Genomic DNA, 17,072 nt, shown 5'->3' with positions numbered 1-17,072 from the left:
AGCCGGGGGTTGCCCCGGGCTGGCCCGGAACAGGCGGCGCGCCGGGAGCGGGCGTCGCGCCCGGAGCGGGCGTCGTGGACGGAGCCTGTCCAGCGGCCTGCTGCTGGAGCTGCTGCTGGCGCTGCGCCTCCCGCTGGCGCTCGACCTGCGGCATGCCGACGAAGTACTGCCACCCGACCAGCACGAGGATCGAGAGAACGATCGCGAGAATGTAGTTGCGGTTGTCGGCCATCGGTCCGTCGGTGATCAGGGAGTGGGGCGGCCCGTGGAGCGGGCGGGGCGGGGGGCGGCGGAGCGCCGGAGCGCCTCGGCGAGATCGGTCTTCAGCACGTCGAACGGCCGGTCCAGCGCGGCGCGGTTCAGCACCAGCACGTAGTCCGACCCGGGCCTCGCCCCGTCATGGGAACCGAGCCGCACCACCTCGCGCAGGCGGCGGCGCATGCGGTTTCGCTCCACGGCGCCGCCGGTCTTGTTGGTGACCGTGAAGCCAAAGCGCGGCGGAGCCTCGTCGCCGCGCACCCGCTCCTGCAACACGAAAGCCGCCGTTGTGACACGGCGGCCCTTGGAGCAGGCGATGAAGTCGGCCCGGCGAACGAGACGGGTGGGCGGTGTCGAACTCGTCATTCGCGCCCTCCCGTCGTTCGGCTCAGCCGAAATCCCGGCCGTGGCAGATCAGGCGGACAGGCGCTTGCGGCCGCGGGCGCGGCGGGCGGCGAGGACGCGCTGGCCGCCCTTGGTGGCCATGCGGGCACGGAAGCCGTGGCGGCGCTTGCGGACGAGCTTCGAGGGCTGGTAGGTGCGTTTCACGGGACGTCTCCGCGCGGGTCGGGTTCAAACGATCGAATGGGGATTGGACCGGCTCGCAAAGGCGCTGATCCGATGAACGGGCCGAGCGCTCGGGCGCAAGCCGCTCCCAAGTCGGGGCGGGTTATAGGCAGGTGGGCCGGCAAAAGTCAACGCGGCGCGCCCGCTGCCGGCCGGTCCAGCCCGGACAGGGCAACCACCACGCTCATGAACCGGTCGGCGAGCCGCTCCGGGTCGACCGGCGCGACCGCGGCGCGAAGCACCAGCCCGTCGAACAGCGCCGCGAGGGTTTGGGTCATCTCTGCGGGATCGGGACCGGGCGGGGCGGCGAAGCGCTGCAGGAACCCGGCGACCAGCGCATTCATCTCCGTCAGCTCCTCGGCCTCGAGCGCGGCGAGTTCGTCCGCCAGGCGAGGCCAGTCGGCGGATCGCCGGCGGACCTCGGCCTGGAGCAGCGCCCAGGGGCCCGCGGCAAAGAACGTCGCCATCGCCCCGTGGATCGCGCGCAGCACCGCCGTGGCTTCGTCGGCGCCGGTGACCGCATCGGCAAGGCGCAGCCGCTTGGCGGCGAAATGCTCACGCCAGATGGCGAGCAACAGGTCTTCCTTACCGGTGAAATTGGCGTAGACGGCCCCTTTTGAGAACCCGGCGGCCTCGGCCACCGCATCCAGCGAAACGCCGTCGATCCCATGGGAAAGGAACAGGCGGCCCGCCGCCTCGACCAGGCGCGACCGGGTGCGGATCTTCTGCTCGGCGCGCGGCACGCGGGTCAATCACGGTCTCCTTGCCTTCTGAGATACCGAACAGTATTCAAATACTGAAGGGTATTTTTGTGAGGACTCCCATGCGGACCATCGCCGTCACCGGTGCGACCGGCTTCATTGCATCCCATACCATCGCCCTTCTGCTGGAGGCTGGCCATCATGTGTGCGGCACGGTCCGCTCCCTGGCGCGGCCGGACGCCCACGCCTTCCTGACCGGTCTCCCCGGGGCCGCAGAGCGGCTGACGCTGGTCGAGGCCGACCTGCTGGCCCCTTCCTCGTTCGACGCCGCCGTCGCCGGCTGCGACACAGTGCTCCACATGGCGAGCCCCTATGTCATGACGGTCGCCGACGCCCAGCGCGACCTCGTGGACCCGGCGGTCCAGGGGACGCTGAATGTGCTCCGCGCCTGCGCGCGAGCTCCTTCGGTGCGCCGGGTGGTCGTCACCTCGTCCATGGCGGCCGTGACGGACGAGCCGGACAAGTCCGTGCTGCTGACCGAGGCGAACTGGAACACCACGTCGTCCCTCACCCGCAATCCCTACTATTTCTCGAAGGCCGAAGCCGAGCGCGCCGCATGGTCTTTCGTGGAAGGCGAGAAGCCCGCCTTCGACCTGGTGACCATCAATCCCTTCGTCGTCATCGGGCCCAGCCTCACGCCGCAGCTCAACACCTCGAACGCCATCATCGCCGACCTGCTGTCCGGCAAGTATCCCGGGATCATCGACCTGACCTGGGGCATGGTGGACGTCCGCGACGTGGCCCTCGCCCATGTCCGCGCCGCGGAGACGCCCGGGGCATCCGGCCGCTATCTCTGCGCCGGCGACACCGTCACCATGCGCGAGGTCGTTGGCATCCTGCGCGGGCTCGATGTCCCGGGGCAGCGGCTTCCCTCGCTCGGCATGGACAATGCGGTCGGCAGCCTGCTCGTCAGGCTGATGTCCTACACGCAGCCGGGAGGGGTCGGATCCTACCTGCGCAGCCATGTCGGCCGTGCGCCGCGCTACGACACGACCAAGATCCGCAGGGACCTCGGCCTGTCGTTCCGCGACATCCGCCAGTCGATCGTCGACACGGTCGCCGACATGACCCGATGGGGCCATGTCGGGCGCTGACCTCCCCCCGCTCAGGTCAGCGGGATGCTGGAGACGTGCGAGGCGAAGGCCGGGCGATCCTGCATCGACCGGTACCAGCGGTCGACATGGGCATAGGCGGGGCTCTCGGGGATCAGTTCCTTGTAGCGGAACACCATGATCCCGATGGGAATGTCCGCCACCGTAAAGGTGTTGCCGACCACATAGAGGTGCTTCTCCAGCTCGGCGTCGAGAATCGCCATGGAGGCGATGGCAGCCTGCTTCGCCTTGTCGATGGCCGCCATGTCACGCTGCTCGGCCGGCGTGCGCACCATGCCGATGAACACCGGCCCGACGCCCTGGCCGAGTTCGGTCTGCTGCCAGTCCATCCACATGTCGACGCGCGCCTGGTCGGCCTCGCCGCGCGGCATCAGCCGTCCGTGCTTGCGGGCGAGGTGGCGGCAGATGGCATTGGACTCCCACAGCACCACGCCGTCGTCCTCCACCGTGGGAACCTTGGCGTTGGGGTTCTTCGCCTTGTAGGCGGGCTCGTTGACGATGCCGAACTGGCGGCCGGCGTCGATCCGCTCGTGCGGAAGCCCCAGCTCGCCGATGCACCACATCACCTTCTGCACGTTGGAGGAGTTGTTCCGTCCCCAGACCTTCAGCATTCGTCTCGTTCCTCAACGCTGGCAGGCCGCGCAGTAGAAGGTGGAGCGGCCGGATTGCACGATGCGCCGCACTTTGTGCTGTTCGCCGCACCGCCGGCAAGCCTCGCCTTCGCGATCGTAGACATGGAAGCTGTGCTGGAAATAGCCGAGCTCGCCGGACGGCTGGGCGTGATCGCGTAGCGACGAGCCGCCCGCCGCGATGGCCTCGGCGATGACCTCGCGGATCACCGGCACCAGCCGTTCGAGCCTGACGGTCGGCTCACCGCCCTTGGTGACGAGGGTTCCCGCCGCCCGCTGCGGCGAAAGCCCTGCCCGGTGCAACGCCTCGCACACATAGATGTTGCCGAGGCCGGCGACGATGGACTGGTCGAGGAGCGCAGCCTTCAGCGGCGCCGCCTTGCCCCGGAAGGCCTGCGCCAGATGGGCGGCGGAGAGGTCGTTGCCGGTCGGCTCGACGCCGAGCCGGGCGAAGAAGGGATGCTCGGCCAGTTCTCCGCGCGGCGTCATCAGCATGAAGCCGAAGCGGCGGGGATCGTTGTACGTCACAGTCGCGCCCGAGGAGAGCGTGAGGACCACGTGGTCGTGGGCCGCATCGCGCGAACGCTCGTGGTGGAACGCGCCGACCATGTCACCGGCCGGGGCCTCGCGGGCGATCCGGAAAGAGCCGGACATGCCGAGATGCATGATGACGACGGCGCCGTCGTCGAGGTCGACGAGGAGATATTTGGCCCGCCGCCCGAGGCTCGTCACGGTGCGGCCGGCGAGGCGGGCGGCGAAACCCTCGGGAAAGGGAAAGCGCAGGTCGGCCCGCCGGATCTCGGCGGAGAGGATGGTCCAGCCCTCCATCACGGGCTGCAACCCGCGACGAACGGTCTCGACCTCGGGCAGTTCGGGCATGGCACCAGGGCCTTGGGTCAGGGGGATCGCACCCCACATAGCGCCCACCGGATCGTTCCGCTATGGTCCGGCCAAATTCCCGGGACCCGCCATGTCAGCAGCCACCGCCCAGACCGATTTCGGCTTCCGCCGCGTCGACCTCGACGCCAAGCAGAACCTGGTGGACGACGTCTTCCACAAGGTGGCGGGTCGCTATGACCTGATGAACGACCTCATGTCGGCGGGCCTGCACCGGGTCTGGAAGGACGTCATGGTGACGCGGCTCGGCGTGCCCAAGGCGCGACCCTTCCGCCACCTCGACGTCGCCGGCGGCACGGGCGACGTGGCCTTCAAGGTGGTGGGCGCCGGCGCTTCCGCCGAGGCGACCGTCTGCGACATCAACGGCGAGATGCTGAAGGTCGGCCGTTCGCGCGCCGACCAGCGCGGCCTGTCGGGCCGCGTCGAGTTCGTCCAGGGCAATGCCGAGGCCCTGCCCTTCCCCTCTTCGCATTTCGACGGCTACACGATCGCCTTCGGCATCCGCAATGTGCCGCGCATTCAGGTGGCGCTGGAGGAGGCTTACCGGGTGCTGCGCCCCGGTGGCCGGCTGCTCGTGCTCGAATTTTCGCCCGACGTCGTCCCCGGCCTCGACCGCATCTACGACGCCTATTCCTTCTCGGTGATCCCGCCTCTGGGCCGCATGGTCACCGGCGACGCCGAGCCCTACCAGTACCTGGTCGAATCCATCCGCAAGTTCCCCCGCGACGAGGTCTTCGCCGGCATGATCGCCAAGGCCGGCTTCTCCCGCGTCGAGGTCACGCCCATGACCGGCGGCATCGCCTGCCTCTCCGGCGGCTGGAAGATCTGACCCCGTGATCGCCGGCGCCATCCACATCCTCCGCCTCGGGCGGGCGGGCTTCGTCTTCGCCCGCGAGGGCGTCCTGGGTCTCGTCGACCCCCAGGCCCTGCCGCCGCCGGCGCGCCTCGGCCTGCGCCTCGCCCGCTTCATCGAGCGCCGCGGCACCGGCACGCGCTCCGACAGGCTGACCGCCGCCCTCACCCGCCTCGGGCCCACCTATGTGAAGCTCGGCCAGTTTCTCTCCACGCGGCCGGACGTTGTCGGCGCCACCATCGCGCGCGATCTCGAAAGCCTGCAGGACAAGGTCCCGCCCTTCGACCAGAAGCTCGCCGAGCAGATCGTCGTGGAGACGCTCGGCATGCCGATCGCCGAGGCCTATGCGAGCTTTGGCCCGCCGATTGCCGCCGCGTCCATCGCCCAGGTGCACAAGGCCACCGTCCGCGACGGCGAGGTGCTGCGCGATGTCGCCGTGAAGATCCTCCGGCCCCATGTCGCCGACCGTTTCCGCGCCGATCTCTCCGACTACTATTTCGCCGCGCGGCTGGCTGAAAAGCTGGTGCCGGATTCCCGCCGGCTGAAGCCGATCGGCATCGTCGACACGCTCGCCCGCTCCATGGCGATCGAGCTCGACCTCAGGCTCGAGGCCGCCGCCGCCTCCGAAATGGCGGAACGGACCCGCGACGATCCCGGCTTCCGCGTCCCCTCGGTCGACTGGAACCGCACCGGGCGCAACGTTCTCACCACCGAATGGATCGACGGCCTGAAGCTCGGCGACCGTGCCGGGCTGGATGCCGCCGGCATCGACCCGCGCGCGCTCGGCCAGATCGTCATCCAGAGCTTCCTGCGCCATGCCCTGCGCGACGGCTTCTTCCACGCCGACATGCACCAGGGGAACCTCTTCGCCGACCGGGCCGGCAATCTGGTCGCCGTCGACTTCGGCATCATGGGCCGCATCGGCCCGAAGGAGCGCCGCTTCCTCGCTGAAATCCTGCTCGGCTTCATCACCAAGCATTACCGCCGCGTCGCCGAGGTCCATTTCGAGGCCGGCTACGTTCCGGCGCACCATTCCGTCGACGAGTTCGCCCAGGCCATCCGCGCCATCGGCGAGCCGATCCATTCGCGCACCGCCGACCAGATCTCGATGGCGAAGCTCCTCTCGCTGCTCTTCGAGGTCACCGCCATCTTCGACATGAAGACGCGCACCGAGCTGATCCTCCTGCAGAAGACCATGGTCGTGGTGGAGGGCGTCGCCCGCTCGCTCGACCCGCGCCTCGACATCTGGACGAGCTCCGAGCCGGTGGTGCGGGAGTGGATCACCCGCAATCTCGGCCCCGTCGGCCGCATCGAGGAGGTGGGCGCCGGAGCAAAACTCGTCGGGCGCATCGTCGGCGAGGCCCCGGCCCTGCTCGGCCGCGCCGCCATGCTGTCGGAGCGCATCGACGACCTGACGAAGGACGGGTTCGTGCTGGCGCCGGAATCGCTGAAGGGCATCGGCGAGGCCGAGGCACGTCGCAACCGCTCCTCCACCGTCGCGCTCTGGATCATCGCCGCGCTGCTGGCGGCAAACCTCATCTGGGGCTAGGCGGCCGTCTCACTCCGCCGCCAGCGACGCGCCCTTCAGGGGCAGCTTGGCGAGCGGCGGTGGCGCGGTCGCCTCGTCGAACTCCAGCGCCTCGATCCGCCCGCCGCGCTTGGCGATCTTCTCCGCCGAGGTGAGGATCTGGCCCAGATCCTCGTTCGCCTGGCCGAAATGCTTCTGCAGGGCGAGCACCCGGTCGGTCAGCCGCGAAACGTCGTCGAGGAGGTGGGAAACCTCCTTCTGGATGACGCGAGCCTCCTCGCGCATCCGCTCGTCCTTCAGGAGCCCCTGCACCACCTGAACCGCGAGCATCAGCAGCGAGGGTGAGACGATGATGACGCGCGCCCGGAACGCCTTCTGCACGATGTCGTCGAAATGCTCGTTGAGGTCGGCATAGATGCCTTCCGACGGCACGAAGAGCAGGGCCATGTCCTGAGTCTCGCCAGGGATCAGGTATTTGTCGGCGATATCCTTGATGTGGACGGCGATGTCCTGCCGGAGCCTCTGCGCCGCGAGGCGCTTGACCTCCTCGGCATGCGCCTCGCGCCACACCGTGACCGCCTCCAGCGGGAACTTGGCGTCGACCACGAGGCCGCGGCTGTCGCCGGCGAGACGGATGACGGCGTCCGGCCGCTTGCCGTTGGTGAGGGTCGGCTGGAAGGTGAAGCCGGTCCGCGGCAGGCCGTCCGACAGGATCGCCTCCATCCGCCCCTGGCCGAAGGCGCCGCGCGCCTGCTTGTTGGCCAGCACGTCCTTCAGCGTCACCACCTGACCCGCCAGGTCGGTGAGGTTCTTCTGGGCACTGTCGATGACGGCGAGGCGCTCGTTCAGCTTGCCGAGATTCTCCATCGTGGTCTTCGTCTGCCCCTCCAGCGACTGGCCGATGCGGGTCGACATGCCGTCGAGCCGATCACCGAGCTGGCGGGCGAGGTCGTTCTGGCGCGAGCCGAGCCCTTCCGCCATGGCCTGGAGGCGGCCGGTCAGTTCGGACTGGATGCGCGCCATCTCGCCAATCCGCTCCTCGATCTCCTGGGCGTGCAGCACGGCGCGCTCGGCCTCGAGGGCGCGGGCGCCCGACTGCCGGCGCAGCGCGACGAACAGCACGACGAGCATCAGGACGGCGACCCCGATGAGGGAGAGGGTGAGTTCGCCGGCCGTGACCGCACGGCCGCCGATGACGAGGACGATATCGGACATGCGGCGAGTTTAGGCGATTCGCGCGTCTGCGCCGAACGAAGGGGGAACGGTAACAGGGGCCGACGTCAAAGGAAGCGGCGCAGGTCCGCGACAGCCTTCGCGGGCTCGCGGGCGACGTCGAAGGTCGAGACGAACTGGCCCTGGCGGTCCATCAGGTAGACGAAGGTGGTGTGGTCCATGGTGTAGCCGCCGCCGTCCAGCGGCACCTTGCGGCCATAGGCGCGGTAGGCGCGCATCGCCTGCGTCACCTGCTCCTCGGTCCCCGTGAGGCCGCGGATGGAGGCGTGGAAGCTTCCCAGATAGGTCGACAGCAGTTCCGTCGTGTCGCGGGCGGGATCGACCGTGACGAAGACGACGTTCACCTTCGCCGCATCCGTCCCCATCGCGTCGAGGAGCTGGGTGATCTCGAAGAGCTTGGTGGGGCAGATGTCCGGGCAGTGGGTGAAGCCGAAGAAGACGAGGCTGGGCTTGCCCTGCAGGTCCTTCTCGGTGAAGGGCTTGCCGGTCTGGTCTACGAGGCTGAAGGCGCCGCCGATCGCCGAGGCGCTGGAGGCGAGCTGGCCGCCGCGCGGCATTGTGAAGTGAACGACGGCCGCAAGAACGCCGAGCCCGCCGACCAGCAGGGCGAGCGACAGGATGAGCGCCACGGAGCGCTGGCCCTTGCGCGGGGATGCAGGCTTGTTGGTCTGGGTCATGTCAGTCTCAGAAGCACCAGGCGAGGCCTGCGGCGAGCGTGTCGAGGAAGACCTTCGAGCCCTGCGTCCACCACAGCACGCCGGAGGCCGCCATCAGCGCGGCGACGCCGAGCCCCGCCGCCCAGCGCGCCAGGCGCGGCGTTTCGGACGAAGGCTGCTGAACCGTCTCGGTCGACATGGCGTTTATGTAGTCCAAGATGGGGCCAGAGGCAAAAGCGGTGAGCGGACGGCCCCATCCCCTTTTCGTGAAGACGGCCGATGCCGACAGGGTTCCGATGCGTCCAGACGACCTTCTCCAGCCCACCCCGCGGGGCCTCTACTGCCCGCCGGCGGACGTCTACATCGATCCCGTCAGGCCTGTGCCGCGGGCGCTGATCACCCACGGCCATTCCGACCATGCCCGCGCCGGCCACGACCATGTGCTGGCGACGGCAGCGACGCTGAAGATCATGGCGATCCGCTATGGCGAGGATTTCGCCGGCGCCACGCAGGTCGCTGCCTGGGGCGAGCCGGTCGCCATCAACGGCGTCACCTTCACCTTCCATCCCGCCGGCCACATCCTCGGCTCGGCGCAGATCGCGGTGAGCCATCGCGGCCTCACCATCGTCGCCTCGGGCGACTACAAGCGCGCCTCCGACCCCACCGCCGAGCGCTTCGCGGTGGTGCCCTGCGACGTCTTCATCACCGAGGCGACCTTCGGCCTCCCGGTCTTCCGCCACCCCGACACGGCCGGCGAGGTGGCCAAGCTCCTCGCTTCCGTCCGCCTCTTTCCCGACCGGGCCCATCTCGTCGGCGCCTATTCCCTCGGCAAGGCCCAGCGCGTCATGGCGCTGATCCGCGCCGCCGGCTGGGACGCGCCGATCTACCTGCATGGCGCGGTGGAGAAGCTGACGCGGTTCTATCAAGCCGAGGGCTTCGACCTCGGCGACGTGCGTCTGGCGAAGGAGGCTGACAAGAAGACGCTCGGCGGCGCCGTCATCATCTGCCCGCCGGGGGCCATGAAGGACCTCTGGGCGCGGCGCTTCCCCGATCCGGTCACCGCCTTCGCCTCGGGCTGGATGCGCATCCGCGCCCGCGCCAAGCAGGGCGGCATCGAACTGCCGCTCATCGTTTCCGACCATTCCGACTGGGACGAGTTGCAGCAGACCATCCGCGACACCGGCGCCGGCGAGATCTGGGTCACCCACGGCCAGGAGGACGCCCTCGTCCACTGGTGCGGCACGCAGGGGCTGAAGGCGCGGCCGCTGCGGCTGGTCGGCTATGGCGACGAGGGCGAGGGCGAGACGGCTGCCGCCGAGGCCGTCGCATGAACCGCTTCGCCGCTCTCCTCGATCGCCTGGCCTACGAGCCGCGGCGCAACGCCAAGCTGGCGCTCATCACCGACTATTTCCGCACCACCGCCGATCCCGAGCGCGGCTGGGCGCTCGCCGCCATGACCGGAGCGCTCACATTCCGTAACGCCAAGGCGGGGCTCATCCGCGGCCTCATCGCCGAGCGCACCGACCCCGTGCTCTTCGCGCTCTCCTACGACTATGTCGGCGACCTCTCGGAGACGGTGGCGCTGATGTGGCCGACGCCGGCCGAGGCGACCATCGGCCACAACCGCCCGCCGCCGCCGGCCCTGTCCGAGGTCGTCGCGACCCTCGGCACCACGTCGAAGACCGCGCTGCCGAAGGTCCTCGCTGGCTGGCTCGACCATCTCGACGAAACCGGCCGCTGGGCCCTGCTCAAGCTGATCACCGGCTCCCTGCGCATCGGCGTCTCGGCGCGCCTCGCCAAGACCGCCGTCGCCGCCCTCGGCCCCCGCGACCCCGACGAGATCGAGCTGGTCTGGCCGGGCCTGACGCCGCCCTATGAATCCCTCTTCGCCTGGGTCGAGGGGCGCGGCGAGCGCCCGGAGAGCGTCGACCCCGCGCCCTTTCGCCCGCCCATGCTCGCCCACGGCATCGAGGAGGCCGATTTCGGCAAGCTCGACCCCGCCGATTTCGCCGCCGAGTGGAAATGGGACGGCATCCGCGTCCAGGCGGCGGCCGGCACGCTGCCCGACGGACGGCGCGTGGCGCGGCTCTATTCGCGCACGGGTGAGGACATTTCCGCCGCCTTCCCCGACCTCGTCGCGACCCTCGCCTTCGATGGCGCGATCGACGGCGAGTTGCTGGTGCTGCGCGAGAGCCGTGTGCAGAGCTTCAACGTCCTGCAGCAGCGTCTGAACCGCAAGCAGGTGACGGTGCCGCTGCTCGCCGAGTTCCCGGCCCATATCCGCGCCTACGACCTGCTCTTCGCCGGAGGGGAAGATTTGCGCGAGCGGCCATTCGCCGCTCGGCGGGCGATCCTCGAGGAGATGGTCGCGGCCATGGCGAACCCGCGCATCGACATCTCCCCCCTCGTGCCTTTCGAGACCTGGGATGGCCTCGCCGCCATCCGCCTCGACCCCGCGTCCGCGGACGCCGGCGAGGATGCGGACGCCATCGAGGGGCTGATGATCAAGCATCGCCAGTCGCCCTACCTGCCCGGCCGGCCGAAGGGGCCGTGGTGGAAGTGGAAGCGCGACCCGATGGTGGTGGACTGCGTGCTGATGTACGCCCAGCGCGGCCACGGCAAGCGGTCGAGCTTCTATTCCGACTTCACCTTCGGCGTCTGGCGCGACAGCCCCGCCGGCGACGAACTGGTGCCCGTCGGCAAGGCCTATTTCGGCTTCACCGACGAGGAGCTCGGCCAGCTCGACCGCTTCGTGCGCAACCACACGACCAACCGCTTCGGCCCGGTCCGCGAGGTGACGCATACGGCGCGCGAGGGGCTGGTGCTGGAGATCGCCTTCGAGGGTCTGCAGCGCTCGACCCGCCACAAGTCCGGAATCGCCATGCGCTTTCCCCGCATCGCCCGCATCCGCTGGGACAAGCCGCCGGCCGAGGCGGACCGGATCGAGGCGCTGGAGGCGCGGCTGAAAGGGTGAGGCGCTGCCCGGCGATCCCGTCTCGGCAGGCATGCCCGGGCGGCTTTGCCAGAGCCGGCGCTTCATGCGAAGCGGGGCGCCATGCCCGCTGCCGCCTTCCTGCCCGACCTCCTGAAGCGTTTCGTTCTGCCCTGCCTCGTCGGCGGAGCCGGCGGCTATGTCTTCCACCTCCTCGGCATGCCGGCCGCCTGGATGTCGGGCTCCCTGGTGGTGGCCACCCTCCTCGCCCTCGGCGGCGTCAGGGTGATGGTGCCCGAGCCGGTGGCGACCGCCACGTTCCTGCTGCTGGGCACGGTCATGGGTTCGGCGGTGACGCCGCAGACGCTGCGCCTGATGATGTCCTGGCCAATCTCCATGGCCGGCCTCGCGGTGCTGGTGCCCGCCATCGTCGCCGCCATCACCGTCTATCTCGTCCGCGTCGAGCGGCTCGACCGCCAGACGGCCTTCTTCGCCTCCATCCCCGGCGCGCTCAGCTACGTCATGGCCATGACGCTGTCCTCGCGCGCCGATGCCCGCAGCGTCGCCGTCATCCAGAGCTTCCGCCTCGTCCTGCTGGTCGCCGCCCTGCCGGGGCTTTTGTCGCTCGCCCGCATCGGCGGCACGCAAGCTCCGCCTGCGGCCGTGGCCGGGCTCGGCCCCTGGCCGGAACTTCTCCTGCTGCTCGTCGTCTCCTCTGGCTTCGGCCTCGCCATGGAGCGGCTGAAGGTGCCGGGCGGCGCCACCGTCGGCGCCATGCTCGCGAGTGCGGTGCTCCACGCCACCGGCATGGTGACCGCCCTCGTGCCGGAAGCGGTGATGATCGTCGGCTTCATCGTCATCGGCGTCCTCATCGCCGCCCGGTTCGCCGGAACCTCGCTCTCCGAGCTGCGGCGTCTCCTGCGCGCCTCCGTCGGCGCCTTCATCGCCGGCATCGCGGTGACGCTCGTGGTCGCCGCGGCGGTGGCCTTCATCGCCGGCCTGCCGCTCGGCAAGGTCATTCTCGCCTATGCCCCTGGGGGCATCGAGGCCATGGCCATCCTCGCCTTCGTCCTCGACATGGATCCCGCCTTCGTCGGCGCCCACCACATTGTCCGCTTCGTCGGTATCGCGCTGCTGCTGCCGCTGGCGGCACGCCTCGTTCTCGGTCCCGATCGCGGCGGTTGACGGACGCAAGGACGTTGCAAAAAGCCATTTTCTTCCGCTATCGATAGGCGATCAGCGATCCTTGAGGTCCGCGCATGGTCCTGCCTCGCCTTCCGTTTGCCGCAGCCGTCGTCCTCGGAGCGATGCTCGCGCTGTCCCCCTTTCCCTCGCAGGCCCACGCCCGCTGCACGGTGCCCTCGGTCGCCGAAGCGACGGCCGGCGGGGCTCTCCCGCGCACCTCGGCGCGGCTGAAGACCCGTGAAGCGGTCCGCATCCTCGCCATCGGTTCCTCGACCACCGCGGGCGTCGGCGCCGGCGGCTCGGGCTTCGCCCATCGCCTCGGCCCGATGATCAAGGAGCGCTGGCCGGACAAGGTCATCGAGGTCGTGGTCTCCGGCGTCTCCGGCGAAACCGCCTCGGGCGCCGCCGGGCGCCTCGCCCGCGAGCTCGCCCAGCACAAGCCGACCCTGGTGGTCTGGCAGCTCGGCACCAACGACGCCAATTTCGGCGTCTCCGCCGAATCCTTCCGCGCGACGGTCGCCGCGGGCCTTGGCGCCATCCGCGCCGCCGGCGCCGACGCCATGCTGGTCGACCCGCAATATTCGCGCTGGGCCGAAGGCGGGACGCGCACCGCCGAGTTTGCCGGCATCATCGCCAGCGAGGGCGCCCGGGCCGGCGTTCCCGTGGTCCGTCGCTACCAGGCCATGTTCCAGCTCGCCAATTCCAACCGCACCGCCTTCAACGGCCTCATTTCCTTCGATGGCCTGCACCTGACCTCCGCCGGCCACGACTGCATGGCCCAGCAGGTGGCAGGCACGATCCTGCGCACCGCCCGTCGCTGACGGCCTGCCGACCGTCTTGCCTTTGCGGCAGGTGGCCACCACATTGACGGCGCCGGCGGCGGGCCGGTTCTGGCCACAAGAGCGTAGCGATGAACACCACCACCACGCCGACGACCACCACCACCGTCGTGCCCTCCCCGATGCAGTATCTCGACCGCGCCACCGGCGTGCTCAGGGACCTCGGGCTCATGCCGGCCAAGATCGAGGAGCAGCCGATCATTCCGCTGCTGCAGAAGATTTCCGACCTCGACCAGGACCGCGTGACGATGATCGCCCGCACCCTGAACCAGGTCGGCGTTTTCAACGAGGTGGTGCGCAACCAGGTCGCCGGCATGGAGGTGGGTGAGCGCTACGAGCTGATCACCCAGGGCTTCAACTCCATCCGCGACGACGCCAAACGCATGGTCGAGCAGCTCTCCGACGGCAAGCTCTCCACCTTCGAGCGGCTGGAGAACGTCTGGACCAAGGTGCGCCGCGGCGACATCGCCACCCGCTTCGACGCCATCCGCACCACCTATCTCGACGTGGCCCGCGCCACCAAGGACCAGATCCAGCGCGAGGTCACCATCCTCGACGCCTACCGCGACTTCCGCGGCGCGCTGAAGCAGGCCGAGGTCCAGGCGCTTGAGGTGCTGGAGAAGGCGAACGACAAGCTGCAGGCCAAGCAGGCCGAGCTGAAGGCGTCCTCGGAGGCGGTCGCCGCCTACACCGGCACGGTGCCGGCGGAGCGCGCCAATCTCGAACTCATCCGCGACACCAAGCTGCGCGAGATGCAGGACGAGGAGAAGCGCTTCCAGATCGCCAAGGACCTCTCCGACAACCTGACCATCGGCTACAACACGTCCGAGGTCATCATGGCCCGCCTGATGCAGACGACCAACGCCAAGGAGCGGGTCTATGCGCAGGCGATCTCGTTCTTCTCCACCAACGACGCCGTGCTGACGGCGCTGAAGGCCTCCTTCACCGGCCTGCAGGGCCTGCACGAGTCGACCCGCACGCTCAACGAGATGAAGGAGGGCGTGTCGAAGTCCCTCGAGACCCTCTCGGAGATCGGCGACAAGGTGCAGGAGGAGGCGCTGCGCGCCGGCTACGGCCCGACCATCCGCGCCGACGCCGTGAAGAAGCTGGTCGAGAGCGTCGTCTCCTTCCAGGAGAAGTCGGGCGAGATCATCTACGAGATGCGCAAGCTCTCGACGCAGAACTCCAAGGAGATCCGCGACGCGGTGGAGGACGGCAAGAAGCGCCTCGCCGCCCTGGCCGAGAAGGGTGCCGCCCTCGGCATGTGAGGGCTCCGCCCCCCGTGACCACCGCGCGCCTCCTGCATCCTGACCGGAGGGTCATCCGATGACCGATATCGCCGTCGCCGCCCCTCCGGCCGCTCCCCCCGCCGTGGCGCAGTCCGCCAAGCTCGACGACATCATGCTCGCCATGGATGTCGTCGATACCCTTCGGCACGACCGCAAGATCACCGAGCGCGAACTCGCCGAGGGCGACCGCGAGGAGGACCTGATCGAGCGGCTGCGGGTCATCTACCGCAACCAGGGTATCGACGTGCCCGACGAGATCTTGCGCCAGGGCGTCAAGGCCATGCGCGAGGAGCGCTTCGTCTACAAGCCGCCGCGCGAGAGCCTGTCGGTGAAGCTGGCGCGGCTCTACGTCACCCGCGGCCGCTGGGGTAAATGGGCGCTGGCCGCCGTCGCGGCGCTCGCCATCGGCGCCGGCACTCTCGCCTGGCAAGGCTATTCCCGCCAGGTCGAGCTGACGCAGACCATTCCCGCCGCCATCGAGCGCCTTTCCGGCGACATCACACGCGAGGCCACCGCCGACGCCGTGCGGACCCGCGTCGCCGCCCTCGCCTCCGACGGGCGGATCGCCGCTCGCGACGGCAAGGCCGAGGCGGCGCGCGCCGCGGTCGCCGACCGCGAGCGGCTGCGCGACGACATCCGCACCGAATACGACGTGCGCATCGTCTCGCGGCCCGGCGAGTCCACCGGCGTCTGGCGTCGCCCGCGGCGCAACCCCAATGCCATGAACTACTACCTCATCGTCGAGGCCATCGGCCGCGACGGGCGGCCGCTGTCGCGCTCCGTGACGTCGGAAGAGGATGGCACGACGCGGGTCGTCACCAAGTGGGGCATCCGCGTCCCCGAGAGCCTCTACCGGGTCGTCGAGGCCGACAAGCGCGACGACGGCATCGTCCAGAACGCCATCCTCGGCCGCAAGCAGCGCGGCCAGCTCGACCCGACCTGGCGCGAGGCTCTGCCGGGCGGCGCCATCACGAGCTGGTAGGAGCATCCCGCATGATCCCCGGACATTCCGCCCTCGGAGGCATCGAAGGTGCCCTCGCCGAGATCCGCCAGGCGGAGAACGAGGTCAACCGCCGGCTCGACCAGGCCAACCGCAGCCAGGCGGAGGCCCGCGCCGGCGAGGCCGAGGCCTTCCGCGACCTCGCCGCCTTCCGCCTGAAGTCAGAGACCGGCCTCGGCGGTCGGCTGACCCAGGTGGCGACCGAGGTGCGCGCCCTGCTGGCGCTCCGCCTCAACGACCGCAACCGGCTCGACGAGGAGATCGCCACCGTCGAGGCCGAGATCACCCGCGTCGCCGCCGAGCGGCAGGATTTCGCCCGGCGCCTGGACGAAGCCGAGGAGCGCCGCGACGCGGTCGCCAACGAGGCGCAGATCGGCCTCGCCGCCCGGCCCGACTATGTCGCCGCCCGCTCCGCTGCGGACGACGCGGTCCGCGTGGCGCAGGAATCGGAGAAGAAGGCGGCTCTGGGGGAGCAGGAGCTCGAGGAGAAGCGCAAGCCCTACGAGGACGATGCCCTGTTCATGTATCTGTGGACCCGCGGCTATGCGACCCAGGCCTACGAGGCCGGCAATGTCGCCCGTCTCCTCGACGGCTGGGTGGCCCGAATCGTCCGCTATGCCGACGCCCGGCCGAATTACGCGCGCCTGACGGAGATCCCCAAGCGCCTGCGCGAGCACGCCAACCGCAGTGCCGCGCTGGCGGTGGATGCGGTGGAGAAGGTCAAGGCGCTGGAGAAGGGCGCCTTCCTGGGGACCGGCGGGGATAGCGCGGAGGCCGAGATCGCCGGGCACCGCGAGCGGCTCGCCGAGCTCGACGCGGCCCGTGCCGCCGCCGAGGAACGCCACAAGGAGCTCGACCAGCGTGCCGCCGCCTTCGCCCGCGGCGAGGACGGCCGCTACGCCCAGGCGGTCGCCCTGCTCGCCGAAACCCTGCGGCGCGAGGACATCGACCGCCTCTATGCCGAGGCGCTGAAGACCCCCGCTCCGGACGACGAGGCCATCGTCGGCCGCATCCGCTCACTGCGGGACACACAGGAGCGCGCGGATATCGACATGCGCCGCCTGCGCGGCGAGCTGGCGGAGCTCTCGCGCCGCCGGTCCGAGGTGTCGCAGGTGGCGTCGGGCTTCCGCCAGCGCCGCTACGACGCCGACGGCTCGGTCTTCTCCAACGACGTGGTCGGCGCGCTGCTGCGCGGCCTCGTCACCGGCGTCATCACCGGTGCCGACTACTGGTCGCGCATGGAACAGGGCCGGCGCAGCAGCCGCTCCGACCAGGGCTCCTGGGGCGGTGGCGGCGGCGGCGCGTGGGGCGGCGGCGGCTCCTGGGGCGGTGG

18 protein-coding genes and 1 pseudogene are annotated in these 17,072 nt (G+C 69.9%); 10 read left to right on the top strand and 9 right to left on the bottom strand.

Annotation, left to right across the window (positions count from 1 at the left end; genetic code table 11):
- The 4 genes and pseudogenes from ACT6XY_RS18725 to ACT6XY_RS18710 form a co-directional block, all read right to left on the bottom strand.
- Positions 1–232 (bottom strand): annotated as a pseudogene (locus tag ACT6XY_RS18725) (membrane protein insertase YidC); the annotation flags it as partial.
- A gap of 14 nt (positions 233–246) precedes the next feature.
- The gene (gene rnpA / locus ACT6XY_RS18720) at positions 247–624 is read right to left on the bottom strand and encodes a ribonuclease P protein component (protein ID WP_444749834.1); all 378 of its coding nucleotides are present in this window, start codon (positions 622–624) and stop codon (positions 247–249) included.
- Between the two features lie 48 nt (positions 625–672).
- Positions 673–807, bottom strand: a complete 135-nt coding sequence (rpmH, locus tag ACT6XY_RS18715; protein ID WP_038305233.1) for a 50S ribosomal protein L34 — start codon at positions 805–807, stop codon at positions 673–675.
- A gap of 146 nt (positions 808–953) precedes the next feature.
- Entirely contained in the window at positions 954–1,568 is a 615-nt protein-coding gene (locus ACT6XY_RS18710; protein ID WP_444749835.1) for a TetR/AcrR family transcriptional regulator, read from the bottom strand.
- An 80-nt stretch (positions 1,569–1,648) separates the two neighbouring features.
- On the opposite strand from ACT6XY_RS18710, the gene ACT6XY_RS18705 reads away from it, so the two are divergent.
- On the top strand, positions 1,649–2,680 hold the full coding sequence (locus ACT6XY_RS18705) for an SDR family oxidoreductase (RefSeq protein ID WP_444749833.1): 1,032 nt from the start codon (positions 1,649–1,651) through the stop codon (positions 2,678–2,680).
- Between the two features lie 11 nt (positions 2,681–2,691).
- Here ACT6XY_RS18705 and ACT6XY_RS18700 read toward each other — a convergent pair whose 3' ends face one another.
- Together ACT6XY_RS18700 and mutM are read right to left on the bottom strand one after the other, a co-directional pair.
- Complete coding sequence (locus ACT6XY_RS18700) at positions 2,692–3,309, bottom strand: glutathione S-transferase family protein (RefSeq protein ID WP_444749832.1); 618 nt, start codon at positions 3,307–3,309, stop codon at positions 2,692–2,694.
- A 12-nt stretch (positions 3,310–3,321) separates the two neighbouring features.
- The gene (mutM, locus tag ACT6XY_RS18695) at positions 3,322–4,206 is read right to left on the bottom strand and encodes a bifunctional DNA-formamidopyrimidine glycosylase/DNA-(apurinic or apyrimidinic site) lyase (RefSeq protein ID WP_444749831.1); all 885 of its coding nucleotides are present in this window, start codon (positions 4,204–4,206) and stop codon (positions 3,322–3,324) included.
- Positions 4,207–4,297: 91 nt separating this feature from the next.
- On the opposite strand from mutM, the gene ubiE reads away from it, so the two are divergent.
- On the top strand, positions 4,298–5,053 hold the full coding sequence (gene ubiE, locus ACT6XY_RS18690) for a bifunctional demethylmenaquinone methyltransferase/2-methoxy-6-polyprenyl-1,4-benzoquinol methylase UbiE (RefSeq protein WP_444749830.1): 756 nt from the start codon (positions 4,298–4,300) through the stop codon (positions 5,051–5,053).
- A 4-nt stretch (positions 5,054–5,057) separates the two neighbouring features.
- Positions 5,058–6,626 carry a 2-polyprenylphenol 6-hydroxylase gene (gene ubiB, locus ACT6XY_RS18685; protein WP_444749829.1) on the top strand — a complete coding sequence of 523 codons (1,569 nt, stop codon included), beginning with the start codon at positions 5,058–5,060 and terminating at the stop codon, positions 6,624–6,626.
- Positions 6,627–6,635: 9 nt separating this feature from the next.
- On the opposite strand, the gene ACT6XY_RS18680 is transcribed toward ubiB, so the two are convergent.
- The 3 genes from ACT6XY_RS18680 to ACT6XY_RS18670 all read right to left on the bottom strand — a co-directional run bounded on the left by ACT6XY_RS18680 (position 6,636) and on the right by ACT6XY_RS18670 (position 8,693).
- On the bottom strand, positions 6,636–7,820 hold the full coding sequence (locus ACT6XY_RS18680; RefSeq protein WP_444749828.1) for a DNA recombination protein RmuC: 1,185 nt from the start codon (positions 7,818–7,820) through the stop codon (positions 6,636–6,638).
- Between the two features lie 65 nt (positions 7,821–7,885).
- Positions 7,886–8,515: an SCO family protein gene (locus ACT6XY_RS18675; RefSeq protein ID WP_444749827.1), complete on the bottom strand. Its 630-nt coding sequence runs from the start codon at positions 8,513–8,515 to the stop codon at positions 7,886–7,888.
- Positions 8,516–8,522: 7 nt separating this feature from the next.
- Entirely contained in the window at positions 8,523–8,693 is a 171-nt protein-coding gene (locus tag ACT6XY_RS18670; protein WP_444749826.1) for a hypothetical protein, read from the bottom strand.
- Positions 8,694–8,790: 97 nt separating this feature from the next.
- Here ACT6XY_RS18670 and ACT6XY_RS18665 point away from each other — a divergent pair, with 97 nt between their 5' ends.
- From ACT6XY_RS18665 to ACT6XY_RS18635, 7 genes are all read left to right on the top strand, one after another.
- Positions 8,791–9,825, top strand: a complete 1,035-nt coding sequence (locus ACT6XY_RS18665; protein ID WP_444749825.1) for a ligase-associated DNA damage response exonuclease — start codon at positions 8,791–8,793, stop codon at positions 9,823–9,825.
- Complete coding sequence (locus ACT6XY_RS18660; RefSeq protein ID WP_444749824.1) at positions 9,822–11,468, top strand: cisplatin damage response ATP-dependent DNA ligase; 1,647 nt, start codon at positions 9,822–9,824, stop codon at positions 11,466–11,468. The genes ACT6XY_RS18665 and ACT6XY_RS18660 overlap by 4 nt, the downstream gene beginning before the upstream one ends.
- Positions 11,469–11,549: 81 nt before the next feature.
- Positions 11,550–12,611: an AbrB family transcriptional regulator gene (locus ACT6XY_RS18655; protein ID WP_444749823.1), complete on the top strand. Its 1,062-nt coding sequence runs from the start codon at positions 11,550–11,552 to the stop codon at positions 12,609–12,611.
- Between the two features lie 74 nt (positions 12,612–12,685).
- On the top strand, positions 12,686–13,432 hold the full coding sequence (locus ACT6XY_RS18650; RefSeq protein WP_444749822.1) for an SGNH/GDSL hydrolase family protein: 747 nt from the start codon (positions 12,686–12,688) through the stop codon (positions 13,430–13,432).
- An 89-nt stretch (positions 13,433–13,521) separates the two neighbouring features.
- Positions 13,522–14,718, top strand: coding sequence for a cell surface protein (locus ACT6XY_RS18645; RefSeq protein WP_444749821.1), 1,197 nt, complete (start codon positions 13,522–13,524; stop codon positions 14,716–14,718).
- 58 nt (positions 14,719–14,776) lie between these two features.
- Complete coding sequence (locus tag ACT6XY_RS18640) at positions 14,777–15,721, top strand: DUF6384 family protein (protein ID WP_444749820.1); 945 nt, start codon at positions 14,777–14,779, stop codon at positions 15,719–15,721.
- Positions 15,722–15,732: 11 nt separating this feature from the next.
- Positions 15,733–17,072: hypothetical protein (locus ACT6XY_RS18635; protein ID WP_444749819.1), on the top strand; the 1,340-nt coding region annotated here is incomplete at its 3' end.

Source organism: Phreatobacter sp. (assembly GCF_052440005.1).
Classification (GTDB): Bacteria; Pseudomonadota; Alphaproteobacteria; order Rhizobiales; family Phreatobacteraceae; genus Phreatobacter.
The sequence above is the reverse complement of the archived record's forward strand: the minus strand, read 5'-3'. Positions and strand labels throughout refer to the sequence as shown.

Excerpts from the sequence above, each read along its gene's own strand:
- rnpA (WP_444749834.1), bottom strand. The coding sequence starts at position 624 with ATGACGAGTTCGACACCGCCCACCCGTCTCGTTCGCCGGGCCGACTTC.
- ACT6XY_RS18705 (WP_444749833.1), top strand. The coding sequence starts at position 1,649 with ATGCGGACCATCGCCGTCACCGGTGCGACCGGCTTCATTGCATCCCAT.
- ACT6XY_RS18700 (WP_444749832.1), bottom strand. The coding sequence starts at position 3,309 with ATGCTGAAGGTCTGGGGACGGAACAACTCCTCCAACGTGCAGAAGGTG.
- mutM (WP_444749831.1), bottom strand. The coding sequence starts at position 4,206 with ATGCCCGAACTGCCCGAGGTCGAGACCGTTCGTCGCGGGTTGCAGCCC.
- ubiE (WP_444749830.1), top strand. The coding sequence starts at position 4,298 with ATGTCAGCAGCCACCGCCCAGACCGATTTCGGCTTCCGCCGCGTCGAC.
- ACT6XY_RS18680 (WP_444749828.1), bottom strand. The coding sequence starts at position 7,820 with ATGTCCGATATCGTCCTCGTCATCGGCGGCCGTGCGGTCACGGCCGGC.
- ACT6XY_RS18675 (WP_444749827.1), bottom strand. The coding sequence starts at position 8,515 with ATGACCCAGACCAACAAGCCTGCATCCCCGCGCAAGGGCCAGCGCTCC.
- ACT6XY_RS18670 (WP_444749826.1), bottom strand. The coding sequence starts at position 8,693 with ATGTCGACCGAGACGGTTCAGCAGCCTTCGTCCGAAACGCCGCGCCTG.
- ACT6XY_RS18665 (WP_444749825.1), top strand. The coding sequence starts at position 8,791 with ATGCGTCCAGACGACCTTCTCCAGCCCACCCCGCGGGGCCTCTACTGC.
- ACT6XY_RS18660 (WP_444749824.1), top strand. The coding sequence starts at position 9,822 with ATGAACCGCTTCGCCGCTCTCCTCGATCGCCTGGCCTACGAGCCGCGG.
- ACT6XY_RS18655 (WP_444749823.1), top strand. The coding sequence starts at position 11,550 with ATGCCCGCTGCCGCCTTCCTGCCCGACCTCCTGAAGCGTTTCGTTCTG.
- ACT6XY_RS18650 (WP_444749822.1), top strand. The coding sequence starts at position 12,686 with ATGGTCCTGCCTCGCCTTCCGTTTGCCGCAGCCGTCGTCCTCGGAGCG.
- ACT6XY_RS18645 (WP_444749821.1), top strand. The coding sequence starts at position 13,522 with ATGAACACCACCACCACGCCGACGACCACCACCACCGTCGTGCCCTCC.
- ACT6XY_RS18640 (WP_444749820.1), top strand. The coding sequence starts at position 14,777 with ATGACCGATATCGCCGTCGCCGCCCCTCCGGCCGCTCCCCCCGCCGTG.